Source organism: Curtobacterium sp. MCPF17_046 (genome assembly GCF_003224295.1).
Classification (GTDB): domain Bacteria; phylum Actinomycetota; class Actinomycetes; order Actinomycetales; family Microbacteriaceae; genus Curtobacterium.
Window position 1 is genome coordinate 281330 of record NZ_QKLB01000001.1, and the last position, 18846, is coordinate 300175.

21 protein-coding genes are annotated in these 18846 nt (G+C 72.4%); 15 read left to right on the plus strand and 6 right to left on the minus strand.

What is annotated here, in order from left to right; genetic code table 11:
• Positions 1 to 140 precede the first annotated feature (140 nt).
• The 12 genes from DEJ32_RS01285 to DEJ32_RS01340 are packed head-to-tail and all read left to right on the plus strand — an operon-like array spanning position 141 to position 10297.
• A complete protein-coding gene (locus tag DEJ32_RS01285) occupies positions 141 to 485 on the plus strand; it encodes a flagellar basal body protein (RefSeq protein ID WP_110825485.1) in 345 nt (114 codons plus the stop codon).
• Positions 482 to 877: a flagellar basal body rod protein FlgC gene (locus DEJ32_RS01290; RefSeq protein ID WP_258365955.1), complete on the plus strand. Its 396-nt coding sequence runs from the start codon at positions 482 to 484 to the stop codon at positions 875 to 877. The genes DEJ32_RS01285 and DEJ32_RS01290 overlap by 4 nt, the downstream gene beginning before the upstream one ends.
• Complete coding sequence (fliE, locus tag DEJ32_RS01295; protein WP_110900062.1) at positions 877 to 1182, plus strand: flagellar hook-basal body complex protein FliE; 306 nt, start codon at positions 877 to 879, stop codon at positions 1180 to 1182. Before DEJ32_RS01290 ends, fliE begins: the two co-directional genes overlap by 1 nt.
• Entirely contained in the window at positions 1182 to 2846 is a 1665-nt protein-coding gene (gene fliF / locus DEJ32_RS01300) for a flagellar basal-body MS-ring/collar protein FliF (RefSeq protein ID WP_110900063.1), read from the plus strand. The genes fliE and fliF overlap by 1 nt, the downstream gene beginning before the upstream one ends.
• The gene (gene fliG, locus DEJ32_RS01305) at positions 2843 to 3880 is read left to right on the plus strand and encodes a flagellar motor switch protein FliG (RefSeq protein WP_110825488.1); all 1038 of its coding nucleotides are present in this window, start codon (positions 2843 to 2845) and stop codon (positions 3878 to 3880) included. The genes fliF and fliG overlap by 4 nt, the downstream gene beginning before the upstream one ends.
• Positions 3873 to 4502 carry a hypothetical protein gene (locus DEJ32_RS01310; RefSeq protein ID WP_110900064.1) on the plus strand — a complete coding sequence of 210 codons (630 nt, stop codon included), beginning with the start codon at positions 3873 to 3875 and terminating at the stop codon, positions 4500 to 4502. The genes fliG and DEJ32_RS01310 overlap by 8 nt, the downstream gene beginning before the upstream one ends.
• Positions 4499 to 5839 (plus strand): FliI/YscN family ATPase, encoded by a 1341-nt coding sequence (locus DEJ32_RS01315; RefSeq protein ID WP_110889744.1) that lies wholly within the window; start codon positions 4499 to 4501, stop codon positions 5837 to 5839. Before DEJ32_RS01310 ends, DEJ32_RS01315 begins: the two co-directional genes overlap by 4 nt.
• Positions 5839 to 6264, plus strand: a complete 426-nt coding sequence (locus DEJ32_RS01320; protein ID WP_110825491.1) for a flagellar FliJ family protein — start codon at positions 5839 to 5841, stop codon at positions 6262 to 6264. The genes DEJ32_RS01315 and DEJ32_RS01320 overlap by 1 nt, the downstream gene beginning before the upstream one ends.
• Positions 6261 to 6995, plus strand: a complete 735-nt coding sequence (locus DEJ32_RS01325; protein ID WP_110900065.1) for a C40 family peptidase — start codon at positions 6261 to 6263, stop codon at positions 6993 to 6995. Before DEJ32_RS01320 ends, DEJ32_RS01325 begins: the two co-directional genes overlap by 4 nt.
• Complete coding sequence (locus DEJ32_RS01330; RefSeq protein WP_110900066.1) at positions 6992 to 8611, plus strand: flagellar hook-length control protein FliK; 1620 nt, start codon at positions 6992 to 6994, stop codon at positions 8609 to 8611. Before DEJ32_RS01325 ends, DEJ32_RS01330 begins: the two co-directional genes overlap by 4 nt.
• Before the next feature lie 26 nt (positions 8612 to 8637).
• Positions 8638 to 9078: a flagellar hook assembly protein FlgD gene (locus DEJ32_RS01335; protein WP_110889747.1), complete on the plus strand. Its 441-nt coding sequence runs from the start codon at positions 8638 to 8640 to the stop codon at positions 9076 to 9078.
• Positions 9079 to 9121: 43 nt separating this feature from the next.
• A complete protein-coding gene (locus tag DEJ32_RS01340) occupies positions 9122 to 10297 on the plus strand; it encodes a flagellar hook protein FlgE (RefSeq protein WP_110825495.1) in 1176 nt (391 codons plus the stop codon).
• Between the two features lie 80 nt (positions 10298 to 10377).
• Here the strand turns inward: DEJ32_RS01340 and DEJ32_RS01345 are convergent, their stop codons facing one another.
• From DEJ32_RS01345 to DEJ32_RS01370, 6 genes are all read right to left on the minus strand, one after another.
• Positions 10378 to 11595 carry an MFS transporter gene (locus DEJ32_RS01345; protein WP_110900067.1) on the minus strand — a complete coding sequence of 406 codons (1218 nt, stop codon included), beginning with the start codon at positions 11593 to 11595 and terminating at the stop codon, positions 10378 to 10380.
• Between the two features lie 63 nt (positions 11596 to 11658).
• Entirely contained in the window at positions 11659 to 12642 is a 984-nt protein-coding gene (locus DEJ32_RS01350) for an aldo/keto reductase (RefSeq protein WP_110900068.1), read from the minus strand.
• A gap of 7 nt (positions 12643 to 12649) precedes the next feature.
• Entirely contained in the window at positions 12650 to 12976 is a 327-nt protein-coding gene (locus DEJ32_RS01355; RefSeq protein WP_110900069.1) for a carboxymuconolactone decarboxylase family protein, read from the minus strand.
• Positions 12973 to 13395 (minus strand): cupin domain-containing protein, encoded by a 423-nt coding sequence (locus DEJ32_RS01360; protein ID WP_110900070.1) that lies wholly within the window; start codon positions 13393 to 13395, stop codon positions 12973 to 12975. The genes DEJ32_RS01355 and DEJ32_RS01360 overlap by 4 nt, the downstream gene beginning before the upstream one ends.
• A gap of 29 nt (positions 13396 to 13424) precedes the next feature.
• A complete protein-coding gene (locus DEJ32_RS01365; protein WP_110900071.1) occupies positions 13425 to 14444 on the minus strand; it encodes a zinc-dependent alcohol dehydrogenase family protein in 1020 nt (339 codons plus the stop codon).
• A 148-nt stretch (positions 14445 to 14592) separates the two neighbouring features.
• Complete coding sequence (locus DEJ32_RS01370) at positions 14593 to 15462, minus strand: helix-turn-helix transcriptional regulator (RefSeq protein ID WP_110900072.1); 870 nt, start codon at positions 15460 to 15462, stop codon at positions 14593 to 14595.
• Between the two features lie 299 nt (positions 15463 to 15761).
• Between DEJ32_RS01370 and DEJ32_RS01375 the strand changes: the two genes are divergently transcribed.
• The 3 genes from DEJ32_RS01375 (at position 15762) to DEJ32_RS01385 (ending at position 18793) form a co-directional block, all read left to right on the plus strand.
• Positions 15762 to 17327, plus strand: coding sequence for an MFS transporter (locus tag DEJ32_RS01375; protein WP_258368863.1), 1566 nt, complete (start codon positions 15762 to 15764; stop codon positions 17325 to 17327).
• Positions 17320 to 18006: an alpha/beta hydrolase fold domain-containing protein gene (locus DEJ32_RS01380; RefSeq protein WP_110900074.1), complete on the plus strand. Its 687-nt coding sequence runs from the start codon at positions 17320 to 17322 to the stop codon at positions 18004 to 18006. Before DEJ32_RS01375 ends, DEJ32_RS01380 begins: the two co-directional genes overlap by 8 nt.
• A 130-nt stretch (positions 18007 to 18136) precedes the next feature.
• Positions 18137 to 18793 carry a hypothetical protein gene (locus DEJ32_RS01385; RefSeq protein ID WP_110900075.1) on the plus strand — a complete coding sequence of 219 codons (657 nt, stop codon included), beginning with the start codon at positions 18137 to 18139 and terminating at the stop codon, positions 18791 to 18793.
• Positions 18794 to 18846: the final 53 nt, after the last annotated feature.

The window sequence follows — 18846 nt, forward strand, 5'->3', positions numbered from 1 at the left end:
TCGGGGCGACGGCTTACACGGCTCCACGGACCCGCCGATAGGCCATCCCGAGCACGGATCGCTCGACGACAGGCCACGGATCGGCCACCACCGCTTCGGCGACGTCCCTCGGTGACGACGCCCGACGAGGGGACCCCTCCGTGTTCGACTCCGTGACGTCGGCTGCGCTGCAGAGCGCGCTCGACGGTCTCTCGATGCGTCAGCGTGTGATCGCCGACAACATCGCGAACATCAACACGACCGGCTACCGGGCGCAGAAGGTCCGGTTCGAGGACGCGCTCGCGAAGAGCATCGTCGACGGGGACGGCCACACCGCGCCGTCCGTCGCGCGGAGCCTCGAGCCGACCAACACGAACGGGAACAACGTCAACCTCGACGAGGAGACGCTCTCGAACGTCGACACCGTGCTCCGCTACCAGTTCGCCACGCAGGCGGTCGGCGGTGAGGCCACGAGCCTCCGCACGGCGATGCGGACCAACTCGTGACGACCTTCGACGCGATCGGCATCGCGAGCACCGGCATGACCGTGCACCGGAAGTGGCTCGACGCGATCTCCGACAACATCGCGAACGTCAACACCGTCCGGTCGATGGACGACTCCGCGTTCCAGGCCCGGTACGTCGAGGTCCAGGAGGGCAACGGCGTGTCCGGCGCGTACGTGAAGGGCGCCGCGTTCGGCAGCGCCGCCGGCCGCGTGACCTACGAGCCGGACAACCCGCTCGCGGACGCCGAGGGGTACGTCCGCATGCCGGACATCGACCTCGGGACGCAGATGGCGGACCTCATCATGGCCCAGCGCGGCTACCAGGCGAACGCCGCCGTGGTCGACCGTGCCAAGACCGCCTACGAGGCGGCACTGCAGATCGGGAAGAACTGATGCCCATCGACGCCGTGAACGGTGTGACCACCAACGCGATGACGAACGCCGCGACCAGCGTGTCCGGCACCACGAGCGACGGCGGCGACGGGTTCGCCGCGAGCCTCGGGTCCGCCGTCGACGGCCTGCAGCAGCTGCAGAGCGAATCGAAGACGCTCGCGCTCAAGGCGGTCACCGGCAACCTCGACGACATCCACGACGCCACCATCGCGTCCACCCGCGCGCAGGTCACCCTCGAACTCGTCGCCGCCGTCCGCAACAAGGGCGTCGACGCGTTCAACGAGATCATGCGGATGCAGGCCTGATGCCCGCGGGGATGCAGGGCGTGCTCGGCCGACTCGGCGCGTACGTCAAGGGGTTCACCGCCGCGCAGCGGACCATCGCCGTCATCGGCATCGCCGCCCTCGTGCTCGGGGGCATCGCCTTGGCGTCCTGGCTCGGCAAGCCGTCCTACGCGCCGCTCTTCACCGGGCTGGCCGCCGCCGACGCGAGCTCGATCACCGACCAGCTCACCACCGACGGCGTCCCGTACCAGCTCACCGACGGCGGGGCGACGATCCTCGTGCCGCAGGACAAGGTGTACGGGGAGCGACTCGCGGCCGCGTCGAACGGGCTGCCGTCCTCCAACGAGGGCGGCTACTCGCTGCTCGACACGATGGGCGTGACGAGCTCCGAGTTCCAGCAGGACGTCACCTACAAGCGGGCGATCGAGGGCGAGCTCGCCAAGACCATCTCCGCGATGGACGGCGTGCAGACCGCGAGCGTCCAACTCGCCATCCCGGAGAAGTCCGTGTTCGTCGACGAGGAGAAGGACCCGACCGCGTCGGTGTTCATCGCGACGAAGAACGGTGCCGAGCTCGGCTCGGACCAGGTCCAGGCGATCGTGCACCTGACGAGCGCCGCCGTCGAGGGCATGCAGCCGACCGACGTGTCCGTGGTCGACCAGAAGGGGCAGACCCTGTCCGCGGTCGGCACCGGCGCGACCGGCTCGGGCACCGACCAGGCCGCCGACTACGACGCCGCCACGAGCAAGAAGATCCAGGACCTGCTCGACACGACGCTCGGCGCCGGCAACGCGAGCGTCGTCGTCTCCGCGACGATGAGCGACAACTCCGGCACCCGGACGACCGAGTCCTACACGACGCCGACGACCGGCCCCGTCGCGCTCAACGAGTCCTCCACGAAGGAGGAGTACGGCGCGGGCTCCGGTGCCGGCGCGAACGCCACCGGTGTCCTCGGTCCGGACAACATCGCCGTGCCGAACGGCACCGCGGGCGCCGGGACGGACGGCGGCTACCAGAACGAGTCGGCGACGAAGAACAACGCGGTTGACAAGACGACCGAGACCACCCAGATCCCGGCCGGGGCGATGGACCGCCAGACGATCTCGGTCGCGCTCAACTCCGGGGCGACGTCGGTGCAGGGCGTCAACCTGCAGAGCATCAACGACCTGGTCGCGAACGCCGCCGGCATCGACACGGCGCGGGGCGACCGGGTCGAGGTCGCGATGATGGACTTCGACACGAGCGCCGCGGACGACGCGGCGAAGGCGCTCGAGGCGCAGCAGAAGGCGGACGAGCAGGAAGCGCTCTGGTCGGCGATCCGCACGGCGGGCATCGTCGTCGGCGTCGTGCTGGCACTCGTCGCGGTGATGGTGTTCCTCGCCCGCCGCAGCCGGCGTCAGCAGCGTGAGCAGGTCGACATCGGCGAGCTCGACGCGTTCGGGGACGCGTTCCAGCTGCCGCTCGCCGTCGAACCGGCCGACCACCGCACGGGTCTGGACGCCGGGGACGCGCCGACCGTCGCCCTGCAGGCCCTGCCCGTCGAGGACGCCCCGACGGAGGTGCTCACCACCGACGAGATCACGGCCGAGCGTCGGCGCCAGGACATCTCCGCCCTCGCCGAGCGGGACCCGAAGCGCACGGCCGAGCTCCTCCGCGGGCTGCTCGACGACCGGGCGTCGGTGTGAGCGCCGTCGTCCCCGCGCCCGGCACCGACCGGCAGCTGACCGGCGCGCAGAAGGTGGCGCTCATCCTCATGCAGATGGAGACCGAGCGCGCCGCCGAGGTGATGAAGCAGTTCTCCGAACTCGAGGCCGAGGAGATCTCGGCCGAGATCGTGCGGATGCGTCGCGTCGACGACGAGACCGTCGACCGCACGCTCAGCGAGTTCCACCGCCTGACCCGCACCGGGCGCACCGGTCGCCGCGGCGGCAAGGACACCGCGCTCGGGCTGCTCGAGGCGTCCTTCGGGGCCGAGCGCGCCGCCGGCGTGATGGACCGTCTCGCCTCCAACCTGGCCGGTCAGTCGTTCGAGTTCCTCGACGACGCCGAGCCCGGGCAGGTCATCGCCCTGCTCGAGGGCGAGCTGCCGCAGACCATCGCCCTGGTCCTCGCACACCTCAAGCCGGGGCAGGCCAGCGCCGTGCTCGCCGGCGTGGACGAGCGGGTCCGGACGGACGTCGCGCAGTCGTTCGCCACCATGGGCACCGCCACCCCGGAGTCGGTGGGCATCGTCGCCGGCGTCCTCCGTGCGCGTGCCGGTGCCGTCGTCTCGCCCCGCGAGAGCGTCGAGGTCGTCGGCGGCATCGCGCCGCTCGTCGAGATCATCAACCGTTCCGACGTCGCGACCGAGAAGGCCGTGCTCGACGGCCTGGAGGCCCGTGACCCGGAGCTCGCCGAGGACATCCGTTCCCGCATGCTCACCTTCGAGGACATCGTCAAGCTCGAGTCGCGCGACATCCAGCAGGTCCTGCGCGGCATCGACTCGAAGATCCTCGCCACCGCCATGAAGGGCGCCCCGGTCGCGGTCGTCGAGACAATCCGCGCCAACGTGTCCGAGCGCAACCGCGAGCTCCTGGACGACGAGGTGCAGTCGATGGGCCCGGTCCGGGTGTCGCAGGTCGAGGAGGCCCGCGCCGAGGTGGTCCGGTCCGTCCGCGAGCTCGAGGCCCAGGGCGTCATCACGGTGCACCGTGCCGAGGAGGACGAGCTCGTTGACTGACGCCTTCGCCCCGGTCGCGTTCCCGGTCATCACGGACGCCGCGGTCACCCGCCGCGCCGCGAGCGCCGACGTCCGTGGGCACGCTGCCGGCTACGCAGCCGGTCTCCGGGTCGCCCAGGTCGAGACGGAGGCGCTCCGTGCACGGCTCGTCGCCGAGCACGAGGCGCGCCTCGCGGCCCTCGACGCCGTCGTCGCCGAACGGGTCGCCGTCCTCGACCGCGCCGCGGCAGCGCTGCAGGCCCGGGTCGCACCGGTGCTGGCGGCCGCCGAGGAGTCCGTCGCCGCCGCGGCCGTCGACCTCGCCGAGGCCGTCGTCGGGTCCGCGATCCGGGCCTCCCGTCCGGACGGCGACGGCAGCGGTCCGACCGGCCGACGCGCCGCCTCGGCCGAGGAGACCGTCCGACGCGCCCTCGCGGCCGCGGACGCGCCGGTCGCGACGGCGGTGCGGCTGAGCCCGGCCGACGCGGCCGTGCTCGCCGACGTGACCCTGCCGGTCCCGGTGGTCGCCGACCTCGCGCTGCGGGACGGCGACGCCGTGGTCGACCTGCCGGACGGCGTCCTCGACGCCCGGATCGACGCAGCGCTCGCCCGCGCCCGCGTCGCGCTCGGGGTCCTCCGGTGACGGCGACACTGCTCCGGCCACGCGGTCTGGACGTGGCCGTCGCCGCGGCCCGCCCGCAGCGCGTCGGGACCGTGACGAGCGCGGTCGGTCTCGGGCTGACGATCGCCGGGCTCGACGCCCGTGTCGGCGAGGTCATCACGGTCGGGGCGGAGGGCGGCGAGCAGACCGCCGTCGAGGTCGTCGCGACCGACGCGTCCGGCGTGCGCTGCATGCCCCTCGGGCGGCTCACCGGCATCACCGCGGGCACCCCGGCGCGGTCGACCGGGCGACCCGTCCTCGTCCCGACCGGGACCGGCCTGTTCGGGCGGGTGCTCGACGGGCTCGGACGGCCGATCGACGACCGGGGACCGCTGGACACCGACGCGTGGGTCCCGCTCGACCACGACACGCCGAACGCGATGGCGCGCACCCGGATCGACACCCCGCTGCAGCTCGGCGTCCGGGTGCTCGACACACTCACGACGGTCGGGCGGGGGCAGCGCATGGGGCTCTTCGCGGGCTCCGGCGTCGGCAAGTCCTCGTTGCTGTCGATGATCGCGCGGGGGAGCGACGCCGCCGTCAACGTGATCGCCCTCGTCGGTGAGCGCGGCCGCGAGGTGCGCGAGTTCCTCGAGGACGACCTCGGCGCGGAGGGGCTCGCGCGGTCGATCGTCGTCGTGTCGACGTCCGACGAACCGGCCCTCATGCGGCTGCGCGCGGCCTTCGTCGCCACCCGGATCGCGGAGTCGTTCCGCGACGCCGGCCAGGACGTCGTCCTCATGATGGACTCGCTCACCCGCGTCGCGATGGCCCAGCGCGAGATCGGACTGTCGGTCGGGGAACCCCCGGCCACCCGGGGCTACCCGCCGTCGACCTTCTCCGTGCTCGCGGGGTTGCTCGAGCGTGCCGGCACCGACCGGGTCGGCAGCGTCACCGGGCTGTACACCGTGCTCGTGGACGGCGACGACCACAACGAGCCGATCGCCGACGCGGCGCGCAGCATCCTGGACGGACACGTCGTGCTCGACCGCAAGCTCGCGGTCACCGGGCACTTCCCGTCCGTCGACGCGCTCGGGTCGATCTCGCGCGTGGCCTCGAAGGTGACGACCCCCGAGCAGCGGGCGGTCGCGACCACCCTGCGGAAGGTCATGGCAGCGCGGCGCAGCGCCCAGGACCTGCTCGACGTCGGTGCCTACCAGCGCGGGACGAACCCGCTCGTGGACGCCGCCGTGGACCACCAGGACGCCATCGACGGGTTCCTGCGGCAGGGCATGGCCGAGCAGGTCACCGCCGCAGGGTCCTGGGAGCGTCTGGCCGGTCTCGTCCGCACGCTCGGCGTGTCCGGGAGCGTGTCCTGATGGCGCGCCGGTTCCCGCTCGCCGGGCTCCTCCGCCTCCGCCACGCCGAACAGGACCGTGCCGCAGCGTCCCTCGCCGACGCGAACGGACGGGTCCGCGACGCCGCCGACGCCCGGATGGCCGCACGCCGCACCCTCGACGACGAGCCGCAGACGGTGACCGACGCAGCGACGCTCAGCGCCGTCGCGTCGGCCCGTGCCGCGACCCGGGGGATGCTCGAGGAACTCGACGCCGTCGTCCGGTCCCGCCGTGCCGACGCCGAGCGGGCGCAGGAGACCTACAACGCCGCACGCCGGTCCGCCCTCGGGCTGGAGAAGCTCGAGGGGCAGCACACCAGCCGTGTCGCCGCCGAGGACCTGCGTGCCGAACAGACCGCGCTCGACGAGATCGCCGCGCGCCGCCGCACCGAAGGGGGAAGCCGATGAGCATCGACGCCGTACTCTCGCGGATCAGTGAGATCCGCAGCCGGATCGAGACGCTGCAGGGCGGTACCACCGTGCCGACATCCGCCGCGTCCTCGTCCGCTTTCGCCGACGCCTTGGCCACCGCCACGGGTACCGGCACCGGCTCCGCCACGGCGGCGCCCGCCGCTCCGGCGAGCACGGCCGCCGCGTCTGCCGCCCCCGCGACCTCCGTCGACGCCGGGCACGGCACCATCGCGACCGGCAGCGGCGCGACCGGGGACGACGTCGTCGCCGCCGCGAAGCAGTACCTCGGCGTCCCGTACGTGTTCGGCGGCGAGACCCGGGCCGGCATGGACTGCTCCGGTCTCGTGCAGACCGTCTTCAAGGACCTCGGCGTGAGCATGCCCCGCGTCGTGCCGGACCAGGCCGACATGGGCGTCGCGGTGCCGTCGCTCGCGCAGGCGCAACCCGGTGACCTCATCATCCCGAAGGGCGAGGGGCACATCGTCATCTACCTGGGCGACGGCAAGGTCCTGCACGCGCCGCGGCCCGGCAAGGACGTCCGGATCGTCGACAACTGGTACTCGGACGGCGACATCGCCACCATCCGGCGCATCGTCCCCTCCGGCCAGGAGGCAGCAGCCGCTACCGCCGCGAAGTCCGTCCCGACGGTCGGTGCAGCGGGGACGCCGAGCACGACCGACCTGCAGACCGCGGCACTCAAGTCGCTCCTCGCCGGGAGCGCCGCATGAACGCCGTGACCGCTCCGCCGTCCGGAGTCGCCCCGGGGGCCGACGCGTCCCGTGGCCGGAGCACCAGCAGGCCGGACGCCGCTGCCGGCTTCGGACTGGCGTTGACGACCGCCGCCGCGCAGCTCGCCTCCGGGCGGTCCGACGACCGCGGTGTGGCCCCGGACGGCAGGACCTCGTCCGCGAGCCGGTCGTCGGCCGACACCGCCGCCCGACCGAGCGCCGACGCCGACGCCACAGCCCCCGCCGGCGACCCGTCGGTCGTCGACGCCGGTGTGGTCGCTCTCGGCGGGACCCTCCCGGTCGTGCCGACGAGTGGGACGGTGGCGTCGGGTACGCAGTCCGGTCCCGTATCCGCTGCGCCGGTCCCGGCGGCGAACGGTGGGACCCCGGGCACCGCAGACCCCGGCGAGCCGACCACGGCCGGCCCGGAGACCGTCGCGGTGACGACCGGCGGTCCGTCCGCCGCCGTCGCTGCCGCCGTCGCTGCCGCTCCGACCGGCCTCGACACGGCGGGAGCACTCGCTCCCGCGTCCGGACCGTCCACTACCGCCGCCGACCGGTCCTCGACCGGCAGCGAGACCACTCGTGCCGCGGACGTCGTCACGGCCGACGGCGCCGGTGGGCCCTCGGGCCCCTCCGCACCGATCGTCGCCGTGGGATCCCCGGACGCCGGCGCCGCGGTCGCGACGGGCGCGGTCCCGGCCATCGCGGTCCCGGCAGCCGCCGCCACCGGTTCCCCGAGCGGCTCGACAGCGGGCGCGACGGGCAGCGGGGTCGGTACGCCGACACCGGTCGCCACGGCACCGTCGGCCACCGGGCAGTCCGCTCCCGCTCAGGCAGACCCGGCACCGGCCACTCCCGCCCTGTCCACTCCGGCGCTGTCCACTCCGGCGCTGGCCACCCCGGCGCTGGCCACCCCGGCGCTGTCCACTCCGGCGCTGGCGGCCCCGGCCACGCCCGCTCCGACCACGGCCGGCGCGGCAGCCGGCGGCGCGCAGTCGGGCGCCGCTCGACCCGGCCACGCGGCGGGCGCAGCCGCTCCCGACCAGGGCGGGACGGGCCTCCCGGCCGTGACCAGAACAGACGCACCGGTCGTGCTCGCCGCCCCGGCGACCACCGGGTCGACCGCGGCGACCAGCGGCGCAACCGCACCCGCCGCCCCCATCGGCACCGCAGCGCCGAACCAGCCCCTCACCCAGCAGCTCGCGCGACCGCTGTTCTCGCTCGCGGCCGCCGGTCCCGGTCAGCACGTCGTGACCGTGCAGCTGACGCCCGACGCGCTCGGCCCGGTCACGGTCCGTGCCCACGTCACGGGGCACGGCATGCACGTCGAGCTGTTCGCCGCCTCCGACGCCGGGCGCGATGCCGTCCGCCAGATCCTGCCCGACCTGCGCCGCGAGGCCGCGGGCGGCACGACCCTCGACCTGTCCGCCCAGAACCGGCCGGGCGGTGACCCGGCCGACGCCGGAGCCCGCGACGGCCGCCGGGGAGCAGGTCCGGACACGGTCCGCACCGACCCCCGCCTGGCCGGCCGGGAGGCCCGCCTCACCGCTGCCTCCGACCTCCCCTCCGCCTCGACCACCGTCCGCACCGCGGGACTCGACGTCCTCGCCTGACCGGCCACCACGACAAGGAACACGACATGCCACTCGACGGGATCACCGGCTCCGTGGACACCGCCACGCAGGCCGCCGCCCTCGCGGCCGACACGGCGTCCTCGCGGTCGCAGACGATGGATTCCGAGGTCTTCATGAAGCTCCTCGTGACGCAGCTCCGCAACCAGGACCCGTCGTCGCCGATGGACACGAACCAGATGATCAGCCAGCAGACGCAGCTCGCGATGATGGAGCAGATCACCAACCAGACCACGACGGCCAACGAGGGCTTCTCGTTGCAGATGCGCATGGCCGCCGCGAACCTCGTCGGGAAGCAGGTCAGCTACACCGACGCCACCTCGGGCAAGGCCGTCACCGGGACCGCGACCGCGGTGTCCTACGCCGAGAGCGTGCCGACCGTGACCGTGAACGGGAAGGAGGTCGATCTCGACGTGATCTCCGGTATCTCCACCGCCTCCGGCTCCTGACCCTCCCTCTTCCTCCGCTTCCTCGTCCACGAAGGGACGCACCATGCTCCGCTCGCTCTACTCCGGCATCTCCGGCCTCCGCTCGCACCAGCAGATGCTCGACGTCACCGGCAACAACATCGCCAACGTGAACACCGTCGGGTTCAAGACCTCGACCACCGTGTTCCAGGACACCCTCTCCCAGATGACCCAGGGTGCCGGTGGCCCGCAGACCGGCATCGGTGGCACGAACCCCGCGCAGATCGGTCTCGGCGTGCAGGTCGCCGGTGTGTCGACCAACTTCGCCCAGGGCTCGGCGCAGGCCACCGGCAAGGCGACCGACCTGATGATCTCCGGCGACGGCTTCTTCGTCACCCGCCTCGGCAACGACACCGTCTACAGCCGCGCCGGCGCGTTCGACTTCGACGCCGACGGTCGCCTCGTCACCGCCGACGGCAAGATCGTGCAGGGCTACTCCGCCACCAACGGCGTCGTGAACGACGGCGGGCAGCTCACCGACATCACCCTGCCGCTGCAGGCCGCCGCGCCCGCCACCGCGACGAGTGCCGCCACCGTGTCCGGCAACCTGCCGTCCGACACCGCGGTGGGGGAGACCCTGAACCGCGACGCCACCGTCTTCGACCAGTACGGGACGAAGCACACCCTCTCGCTCGCCTACACGAAGACCGCGACCGGCTGGTCCGTCGCGGCCTCGAACGGGCAGGGCACCTCGGCCACCGGGACGATCGCCTTCGGCACCGACGGCAAGATCTCCCGCGGCGCCACCCTGCAGGTCGGTGGCATCGCGGTCGACATGACGCAGCTCACCGGCTTCGCGGCGCTGAACACCGCGTCGATCTCGTCGCAGAACGGCCACGAGGCGGGGTCGCTGCAGAGCTACTCCATCTCGAAGGACGGCACCGTGATGGGGACGTTCTCGAACGGTTCGTCGCTGGCCGTCGGACGGATCGCCCTCGCCACGTTCGCCAACCCGGCCGGCCTCGAGAAGACCGGGGCGTCGGGCTACCGCGCGACGGCGAACTCCGGCCAGGCGGCCGTCGGCGTCCCGGGGTCCGCGGGCGTGGGCTCCCTCGCGGCGGGCACGCTCGAGATGTCGAACGTCGACCTGTCGCAGGAGTTCACGAACCTCATCGTGGCGCAGCGCGGCTTCCAGGCGAACGCGCGCATCATCACCACCTCGGACGAGGTGCTGCAGGAGCTCACGAACCTGAAGCGCTGAGTCCACGGGGGACTCCGCCGGCTCCTGTCCAGGGGTGCTCCCGCAGTCCTGCGGGAGCACCCCTGTCCCTGTGGTGCGGCCTACGCGTCGTCGCTGGCGGGCCAGCGGGCGGGGAAGGCGGTGCGTCGGCCGACGAGCGTGAGCACGAACGCGACCATGCCGAGGACGGTCATCGTGGCGGGGAGCACGAGCCCGTCGAACGTCGTCAGGAGCAGGGCGCCGACGATGCCCGCGGCGAAGATCGCGACGTTGAAGGCGACGGGCAGGAACGCGCTGGCGACGTCCGCGTCGTCGCCGCCGGCGACGGTGAGGGCGGTCTGCAGTTGCGTCGACGCTCCTCCGAAACCGAGTCCCCAGAGCACCGCGGCGACGACGACCGCCGGGGCCGATGCGTGCACGGCGAGCAGGGTGACGGCGGCTGCGATGAAGACGAGGACGCTCGCGTGGAGGAGGGTCCGGGGGTGGCGGTCGATGACGGCTCCGGTGACCGCGACACCGCCGATGGAGGCGATGCCGTAGAGCAGCAGCAGCACGTCGACCCCGATGCCGTTCCCCGCGACGCGCAGGTACGGCTCGATGTACGTGTAGATGGTGTTGTGGCCGAGCATCCAGGCGGCGATGACGGCGAGCACGACCGCGACGCCGGGCTTGCTGATGACGCGTCGGACGGGAAGGCGCGAGGCGGCTGGTCGTCCCTCGACGTCGGGGACGACGACCACGATCAGCACCAGCACGACCACGCCGATGGCACTCAGGCCGCCGAATGACCACCGCCAGCCGAAGGCGGTGCCGAGTGCGGACCCGAGCGGTGTTCCGAGGGCGAACCCGAGCGGCGCACCCACGGACACGACGGCGAGCGAGAGGCCAGCACGGCTCGGTGGGCTGATCTTCCGGGCGTACGCGGCGAACATGCCCCAGACCACCCCGGAGGCGGCTCCTGCGAGCAGTCGGGATGCGAGCGAGAGCGCCACGACCCCGGACAGCGCGGTGAGGGTGTTCGCCAGCACCAGCACGGTGACCGCGGTGAGGAGCAGGGGCTTCCGGCGGAATCCGCGGGTGAGGGTGATCGCGGGGACCGTGACGACGATCGTGCCGAGGGCGTAGGCGCTGATCATCAGCCCGATGGTGCTCTCGCTGGTGCTGAGGCCGCTGGCGATCGCGGAGAGCAGCCCGGCCGGCATCGTCTCCATGGTGACGAGCACGAACCCCATGGCGGTGAGGAGGAACAGGCTGAGCCATGGCATGCGTTCCGGTGCGGCAGTCCCAGCAGGCGCCGCCGTCATCGCGTCGTTCGTCATGTCGTTCCTCTCGATCGGGGGAAGAGGCGGCCCGGCGGGAGCGATCCCGCCGGGCCGCTGGGGTCAGCGGTAGTAGCTCGGTCGGCGCAGGGCGTAGTGCCGCTCGAGGGCGTGCACCTCGTCGTCGGTGAGCTCGATGTGCACGGCCGCTGCGGCGTCGGAGAGGTGGTGCTCCTTCGTCGCGCCGACGATGGGTGCCGAGACGACGGGGTTGTGCAGGACCCAGGCCAGGGCCACCTGCGCCATCGAGACGCCGCGGCGTTCGGCGATCTGCTGAACGGCATCCACGACACCCTCGTCCTGATCGGTGAAGAGCGGGACGCCGTGCATGTCGACGTCGTCCTTGCCGGTGCCGCGGCCGGTGCCGGTCTGGTCCCAGGGACGCGCGACCATGCCCGCTGCCAGCGGCCCCCAGGGGATCGATCCCACGCCGGTGGACTGCAGGAGCGGGAACATCTCGCGCTCCTCTTCGCGCTGCAGGAGGCTGTACTGGTCCTGCATCGAGACGAAACGCGTCCAGCTGTTGCGTTCTGCGATGTGCTGCAGGGTCGCGAACTGCCACGCCCACATCGACGATGCCCCGATGTAGCGCGCCTTGCCTGACTTGACGACGTCGTGCAGCGCTTCCATCGTCTCCTCCATCGGTGTGGTGGGGTCGAAGCGGTGGATCTGGTACAGGTCGACGTAGTCGGTGCCGAGCCGGGTGAGGGAGGCGTCGATCTGCTGCATGATCGCCTTCCGGGACAGGCCGCGGTCGCCGGGGTTCGGCCCGGTCGGGAAGAACACCTTCGTGGCGAGCACGATCTGCTCACGGGAGGCGTACTCGCGGACGGCGCGGCCCACGATCTCCTCCGACGTGCCCTGGCTGTAGACGTTCGCCGTGTCCCAGAAGGTGATGCCGAGTTCGACGGCCTGCCGGAAGAACGGGGCTGCGGCCTGCTCGTCGAGCGTCCAGTCGAACTGGGTGCCCGGGGTGCCGAAGCTCATACAACCGAGGGTGATGCGGCTGACCTCCAGGCCGGAGGTGCCGAGACGGGTGTACTGCATGATGCTCCTAGTCGTGGAAGACGTCGCGGACGACGTTCGCGGCGGTCATGGCCTTCGGCCACCCCGTGGAGAAGGCGGGGTGGGTGATCGTCTCCACCAGTTCCTCCTCGGTGACGCCGTTCTCCTGCGCCCGGCCGAGGTGGAACCGGAGCTGTGCGGCGTCGCCGCCGGCGATGAGCGCCGCCACGGTGACGATGCTGCGGTCCCTGGCAGCGAGGCCGGGCCGGTTCCAGACGTCGTCGAACAGCACGTCATCGGTGAGGGCAGCGAGCTTCGGGGCGATGTCGCCGATTGCGCGGCGACCACCGCCGACCTGGCGGGGCTGGTTGCTCATCGAGTGGTACCTGCGGACGTGTGCGCGGCCTGGTACTGCTCGTCGGTGACGGGCTCGAGCCAACGCGTGGGGTCGGAGCCGTCCTCGTTCACGTCCAGCAGGGCGAGGTGCGCCATCAGGGTGTCGTCGGCAGCACCGTGCCAGTGTTCTTCCCCAGGCGGGGTCCACACGGTCTCGCCCGCGCGGATCCGGACCACTCGCCCGTCGCGGGTGCCGACGAAGCCGCTGCCCTCGACGCCGTGCAACGTCTGTCCGACGTCGTGGGAGTGCCAGTTGGAGCGAGCTCCGGGCGTGAAGCGCACCAGCGCGGCGGTGAGTCGGGAGGGTGCGGTCGGCCCGGTGATGGGGGTCACCCACGCGTCACCGGTGAAGGTGGTGCCGGGGCCGTGAGCCGTGGGCGTCACTGATCTGTGTTCCATGATGATTCCTTCGGGATGCTGGTGGCCGGTCAGAGGGTGAGGAGCACCTTCGTGGCGCGACGCTCGTCCATGGCCTTGTAGCCCTCGGCGGCCTGGTCGAGCGGGAGGGTGAGGTCGAAGACCTTGCCCGGATCAATCTCCCGGTCCCAGATGAGCTGGATCAGCTCAGGCAGGAAGCGGCGCACCGGCGCAGGTCCGCCGTGGATGTTCACACCGCACATGAACAAGGTGTCGCCCGTGATGGTCAGGTCGTGGGAGACGCCGACGAAGCCGAGGTGCCCACCGGGGCGGGTGGCACCGATGGCCTGGTCCATGGCGCCCTGCGTGCCGACTGCTTCGACCGTGCTGTGCGCGCCGAGTCCGTCGGTCAGTTCCTTCACCTTGGCGATGAAGTCGTCGCCGCGCTCCTCGAGCACGTCGGTGGCGCCGAAGTCGCGGGCCAGCGCCTGCCGGTCGGCGTGACGGCTGGAGACGATGATCCGGTCAGCGCCCAGCTGCTTCGCCGCGATCACCGCGCAGAGTCCGACCGCGCCGTCGCCGACGACCGCGACGGTCTTGCCGGGGCCGGCCCCCGCCGCGACGGCGGCGAACCAACCGGTGCCGAGCACGTCCGACGCAGCCATCAGCGACGGGATCAGGTCAGCGTCGGGCAGCCCGGGCGTCTTCACCAGGGTGCCGTCGGCGAGCGGGATGCGTGCCTTCGTGGACTGCGTGCCGATCGTACCCATCAGGACCCGGTGCGTGCAGAAGGACTGGTACCCGGCCTGACAGATCTCGCACGTGTTGTCGGAGGCCCAGAACGACCCGACGACGAAGGCGCCGGGCTGCACGGTCGTGACGTCGGCACCGATCTCCTCGACCACGCCGACGTATTCGTGGCCCATCGGCGCGTGGTCCACTGGCTCAGCGCCTCGGTACGGCCACAGGTCGGAACCACAGATGCACGTCGCTGCCAGCCGGATGACGGCGTCGGTGGGCTCGATGATCGTCGGGTCTTCGCGCTCTTCGACGGTGACGTCGCCGGGCGCGTTCATGACCACTCCACGCATGGGACTGCTCCTTGTTCGGGGACACGGCACCGGGCGGGGTGCCATGTCCTCCACTCAAGCGGTGGCTGCGCAGAAGAGGGAGTTCCTGGTGTGGGGTGTACGGAGAGAGGACCCCAGACCGGCGAGGACAGATCGGGGACGGGAAGGATCAATCGGTGCGCGTCGCCGAGGCCGCGGTCCACGACGCGAGCAGCTCGAGGGCGTGCGCGGTCGGGGACCCGGGTTCGGCTGCGTAGATGGTCATCGACAGGCCGGGATCGGAGAGCATGTCGACGCTCTCGTACGCGAGGTCGAGGTCCCCGACGACGGTGTGGTGGAACAGCTTGCTGCCCGCGCCGTGGAGGCGTACGTCTTGGCGGCCCCACCGCTGCCGGAAATCGGCACTCCGCGTGGAGAGCTCCCCGACGAGGTCCTGCAACGCCTTGTCGTGCGGGTCGCGACCGGCCTCCGTCCGCAGGATCGCGACGGCGGTGTCCGCGGCGACGTCCCAGTTCGGGTAGAAGCCATGGCTGTCGACGTGCAGGAAGGTGTAGCGGACGAAGTTCGGCGTCTCCCCCGGGTAGGCGTCGTAGAGCGCGGCATGCATGGCATGACCCAAGTGGTTCGCTGCGAGCAAGTCCATGCGACCGTTCCGGATGATGGCCGGGGCAGTGATGCTGTCGAGCACCCACTGCAGCGCCGAGCGTGGCTTCCACTGCTTCGCGGGACGCCGCCGAGGCCGCATGGCGGCGGCGGTGCCGTCGGCGGCCTGAGCGAGGTGGAACAGGTGCGCACGCTCGGCGTCGTCCAACTGCAACGCACGAGCCAGGGCGTCGAGCACCGACGCGGAGACGCCGGCGAGTGCACCGCGCTCGAGTTTGGCGTAGTACTCAGGGCTGACCCCGGCGATGGTCGCGACCTCACTGCGTCGGAGACCCTGGACGCGACGCACACCGGACACCTGGATGCCGGCCTGCTCCGGGCTGATGCGGGCGCGGCGCGAGGAGAGGAACTGTGCAGCGTCAGCGTGGTCGTCCATGTCGATGCACGATAGGCGATCGGCAACCGGGCAGGCACACCCTGCCGGTACACGTCGCGGCCGCTGTACGGGACCATGCCAGTGCCATCGCAGGGCACGCCGCCGTCCATCCGCCACCAGACCCGGCGCTCTGCGCTGCACTCGTCGCCGGTCGGCAACGTGGATCATCTCCTGCTGGCGCTCCGACGTTCCGTCCGTGTAGGGTCACGATCACTGAGGTAAAAGGCGCTGCTCTGTGCGGCGCACCAGCACGCGGCATCGAACGAGTCGCCACTTCTTCTCGCGAAGGAGTGTGCCCCGTGTCGCCCAGCCCCTCTCGTCTCTCCGATGCCTGGGTGGCCCTGGCGGGTCTCTCGTCGGTGTTCCTGTTCGAGATGCTCGACAACTCCGTGCTCAACGTCGCCCTGCCGAGCATCGGCCGCGACCTGGGGTCGACGACGACGGGCTTGCAGTGGGTGTCGGGTGCCTACTCGGTGACGTTCGGCGGCCTCATGCTGCTGTTCGGCGCCGTGGCCGACCGTGTCGGCCGTCGCCGAGTGATGCTGTCCGGCCTCGTCCTGCTCGCGGTGGCGAGCTTCGCCACCGCAGCGGTCACGACGACCGGGCAGCTCATCGCCGTGCGCGTCGTGATGGGCATCGCCGCGGCGATGACCACCCCCGGGTCGATGGCGTTGGCGTTCCGGCTCTTCGACGACGAGGGGCTCCGCGTGCGGGCGCTCACCGTCATCTCGACCGCGGGGCTCGTCGGACTGGCCGTCGGCCCGACGGTGGGCGGGTTCGTCCTCGCCGTCGCCCCGTGGCAGGTGCTGCTGCTGGCCGACGTGCCGATCGCGCTGCTCGCCCTCGTCGGCATCCGACTCGGGGTCGCCCGTGACGAAGCGTCAGCCCTCCGGCGCGACCCGGTCGACGTCATCGGCGGGCTGCTGGGCACCGCCACCGTGACGGCAGCGCTCGTGACGCCCACCCTCCTCGTCCACCCGGGGAGCACCTCCCGGTGGGGGTGGACCACCCTCGCCCTGGCCGCGGTGGCAGCGGCGGGCTTCGTCGTCCGCGAACGGACGGCGCCGCACCCGCTGATCGACCTGCACCTGCTCGCCCGACCGCTGGTGTCCAGCGGTCTCGCGTTCAAGGCCGCATCAGGACTCGCCGTGGCCGGGCTGTCGTACCTCGTGACGCTGCAGCTGCAGTTCGCCTGGGGGTGGCCGCCGGCACTGGCTGCGGTGGGGACCCTGCCGCAGGTCGTCGTCCTGCTGGCCGGCGGCAGGTTCGTCGGGCCGATCGTCCACCGGGTCGGCCTCGGCCGGGCTGCGTGGACGAGCGCAGCCGCGGTCGTGTCGGGTCTCGCCGTCTTCGGCGCCCTGAGCCGCCACGGCTACGTGTGGGTGCTCGTCGCGCTCGTGCTCGTCGCCGCCGGTATGCGGGTCGTCGGCGTCGTCGCCGGCGCTTCCGTGCTCACCGGTCTGCCTGCGGACCGCACCTCGGTCGGTGCCGCGCTCGTCGACACCTCGAGTGAACTCGCCGGGGGCGCCGCGGTCGCCGTGGCGGGAACCGTCGTCGCCGCCTTCGTCACCGGGAGCATCACCACGTCCGGGTTGACGGCCGTCCGCTCGGGCGCGTTCCAGGACGGCCTCGCCGTCGCAGGGCTCGGGCTCGCCTCCGTCGCCGCCCTGCTCGTCGTCGTCGGGATGCTCCGGACACGGATCGGCGACCGACCGGAGGACGCCGGCGGCGTGGACACTCCGGACGACGGCACCGCCCCGTCCGCCCAGACCGCCCCGTCCGCCCAGACCGCCCCGTCCGCCCAGACCGCCCCGACCGCCCCGACCTGTTCGACCACCCACACCGAGGAGACCACCCGTGCCTGAGACCACCGCCCTGCCCCGCCCGCCGTTCGACCCCGAGTTCGTCCCGTTCCTGACGGCCATGGACGAACGCGGCCGGTTCCACCTCACCGAGCACCCCGACCCCTACCCGGTCGAGGACTGCTACGCCGGCCTCGTCTGGACCGCCGAGCACGCCGACGACCTCGGCATCGACGCGGAGCGCATCGTCCTCGTCGGACAGAGCGCCGGCGCCGGGCTCGCCGCCGGCACCGCGATCCTCGCTCGTGACCGGCAGGGGCCGGGCGTGATCGGGCAGGTGCTCGTCAGTCCGATGCTCGACGACCGGGACGCCACCGTGTCGGCACGACAGTTCGACGGCGTGGGTGTCGCCGACCGGGAGATGACCGGGTTCGGCTGGGACGCGTACCTCGGCGACCGACGCGGTGGCGACGACGTGTCCGTCTCCGCCGCCCCCGGCCGGGCGACCGACCTCGCCGGGCTGCCGCCGGCGTACGTCGACTGCGGAAGCGCCGAGGTGTTCCGGGACGAGACCGTGGCCTACGCGAGCGCACTCTGGGCGGCGGGCGTACCGGCGGAGTTGCACGTGTGGCCGGGAGCGTTCCACGGGTCGACGAGCATGGTGCCGGAGGCGGTCCTGTCGCAGCGATCCGTCCGTGCCCTGCGGGAGTGGACCGGACGCCTCCTGGGGACCACCGCCTGACGGGACCCGGGCGGGCGCGCCCCCTCGTCGGGGGGAGGACGGTCCCGGGCCGTCTCCGCCCGGGACCCGTAGGCTCGGTGGTGGATCCGCCGGTGCACGGGGCGCACGGCGGGAGGCAAGGGGGAACCACATGTCCGTCACGTCCAGGATCACCACCGCAGCTGCGGCCGCCGTGCTCGTCGCCGTCGCACTGTCCGGCTGTGCCGGGAACGGGGGCACAGCGCCGCGGGCCGAGCGGTCCGCCCCGACGACTCCGGCGTCGACGACACCGACACCGGTGTCCCCGACGCGCACACCGACGGCGGAGGCGGCACCGCCCACCGACCTCACCTTCGAGGACGGCGCCGCCCTCTCCGCCAGCAGCCTGCCCGCGTTCAGCCTCGAGGTCTCGGGACTCGACGGGTGGGAGCAGACCGGCGAGGACCCGACCGCCGGGTCGCGGGAGTACACGAACGCGGACGGTTCGGTCGCCACGATCACGCAGCAGCGCATCACCGACCTCGACCCGGCCATGGGCGACCGGGCGGCCACGGTGCAGATGTTCACCGCGGCGGGCCTGCCGGCCGAGCAGCTCGAGGAACAGCTCCTGCCGACGATGACCGGTGGCACGGCACAGTTCCTGTCGATCGCGGGGCAGGGCAGCGACGGGTCGTGGTCCGCGACGGTGGCGCGCGCGTTCGCGAAGCCCGGAGCGGCGCTCATCGTGAAGGTGCGGACGTCCTCGCAGGAGGCGCTCCGCCCGGACCTGCACGACGTCCTCGTGCACGCGCAGGTCGCCCTGACCTGACCTGGTCGTCGTGCCCTCGACCGGGCCGGTCAGCACGACGTGGCCCGCCCGGA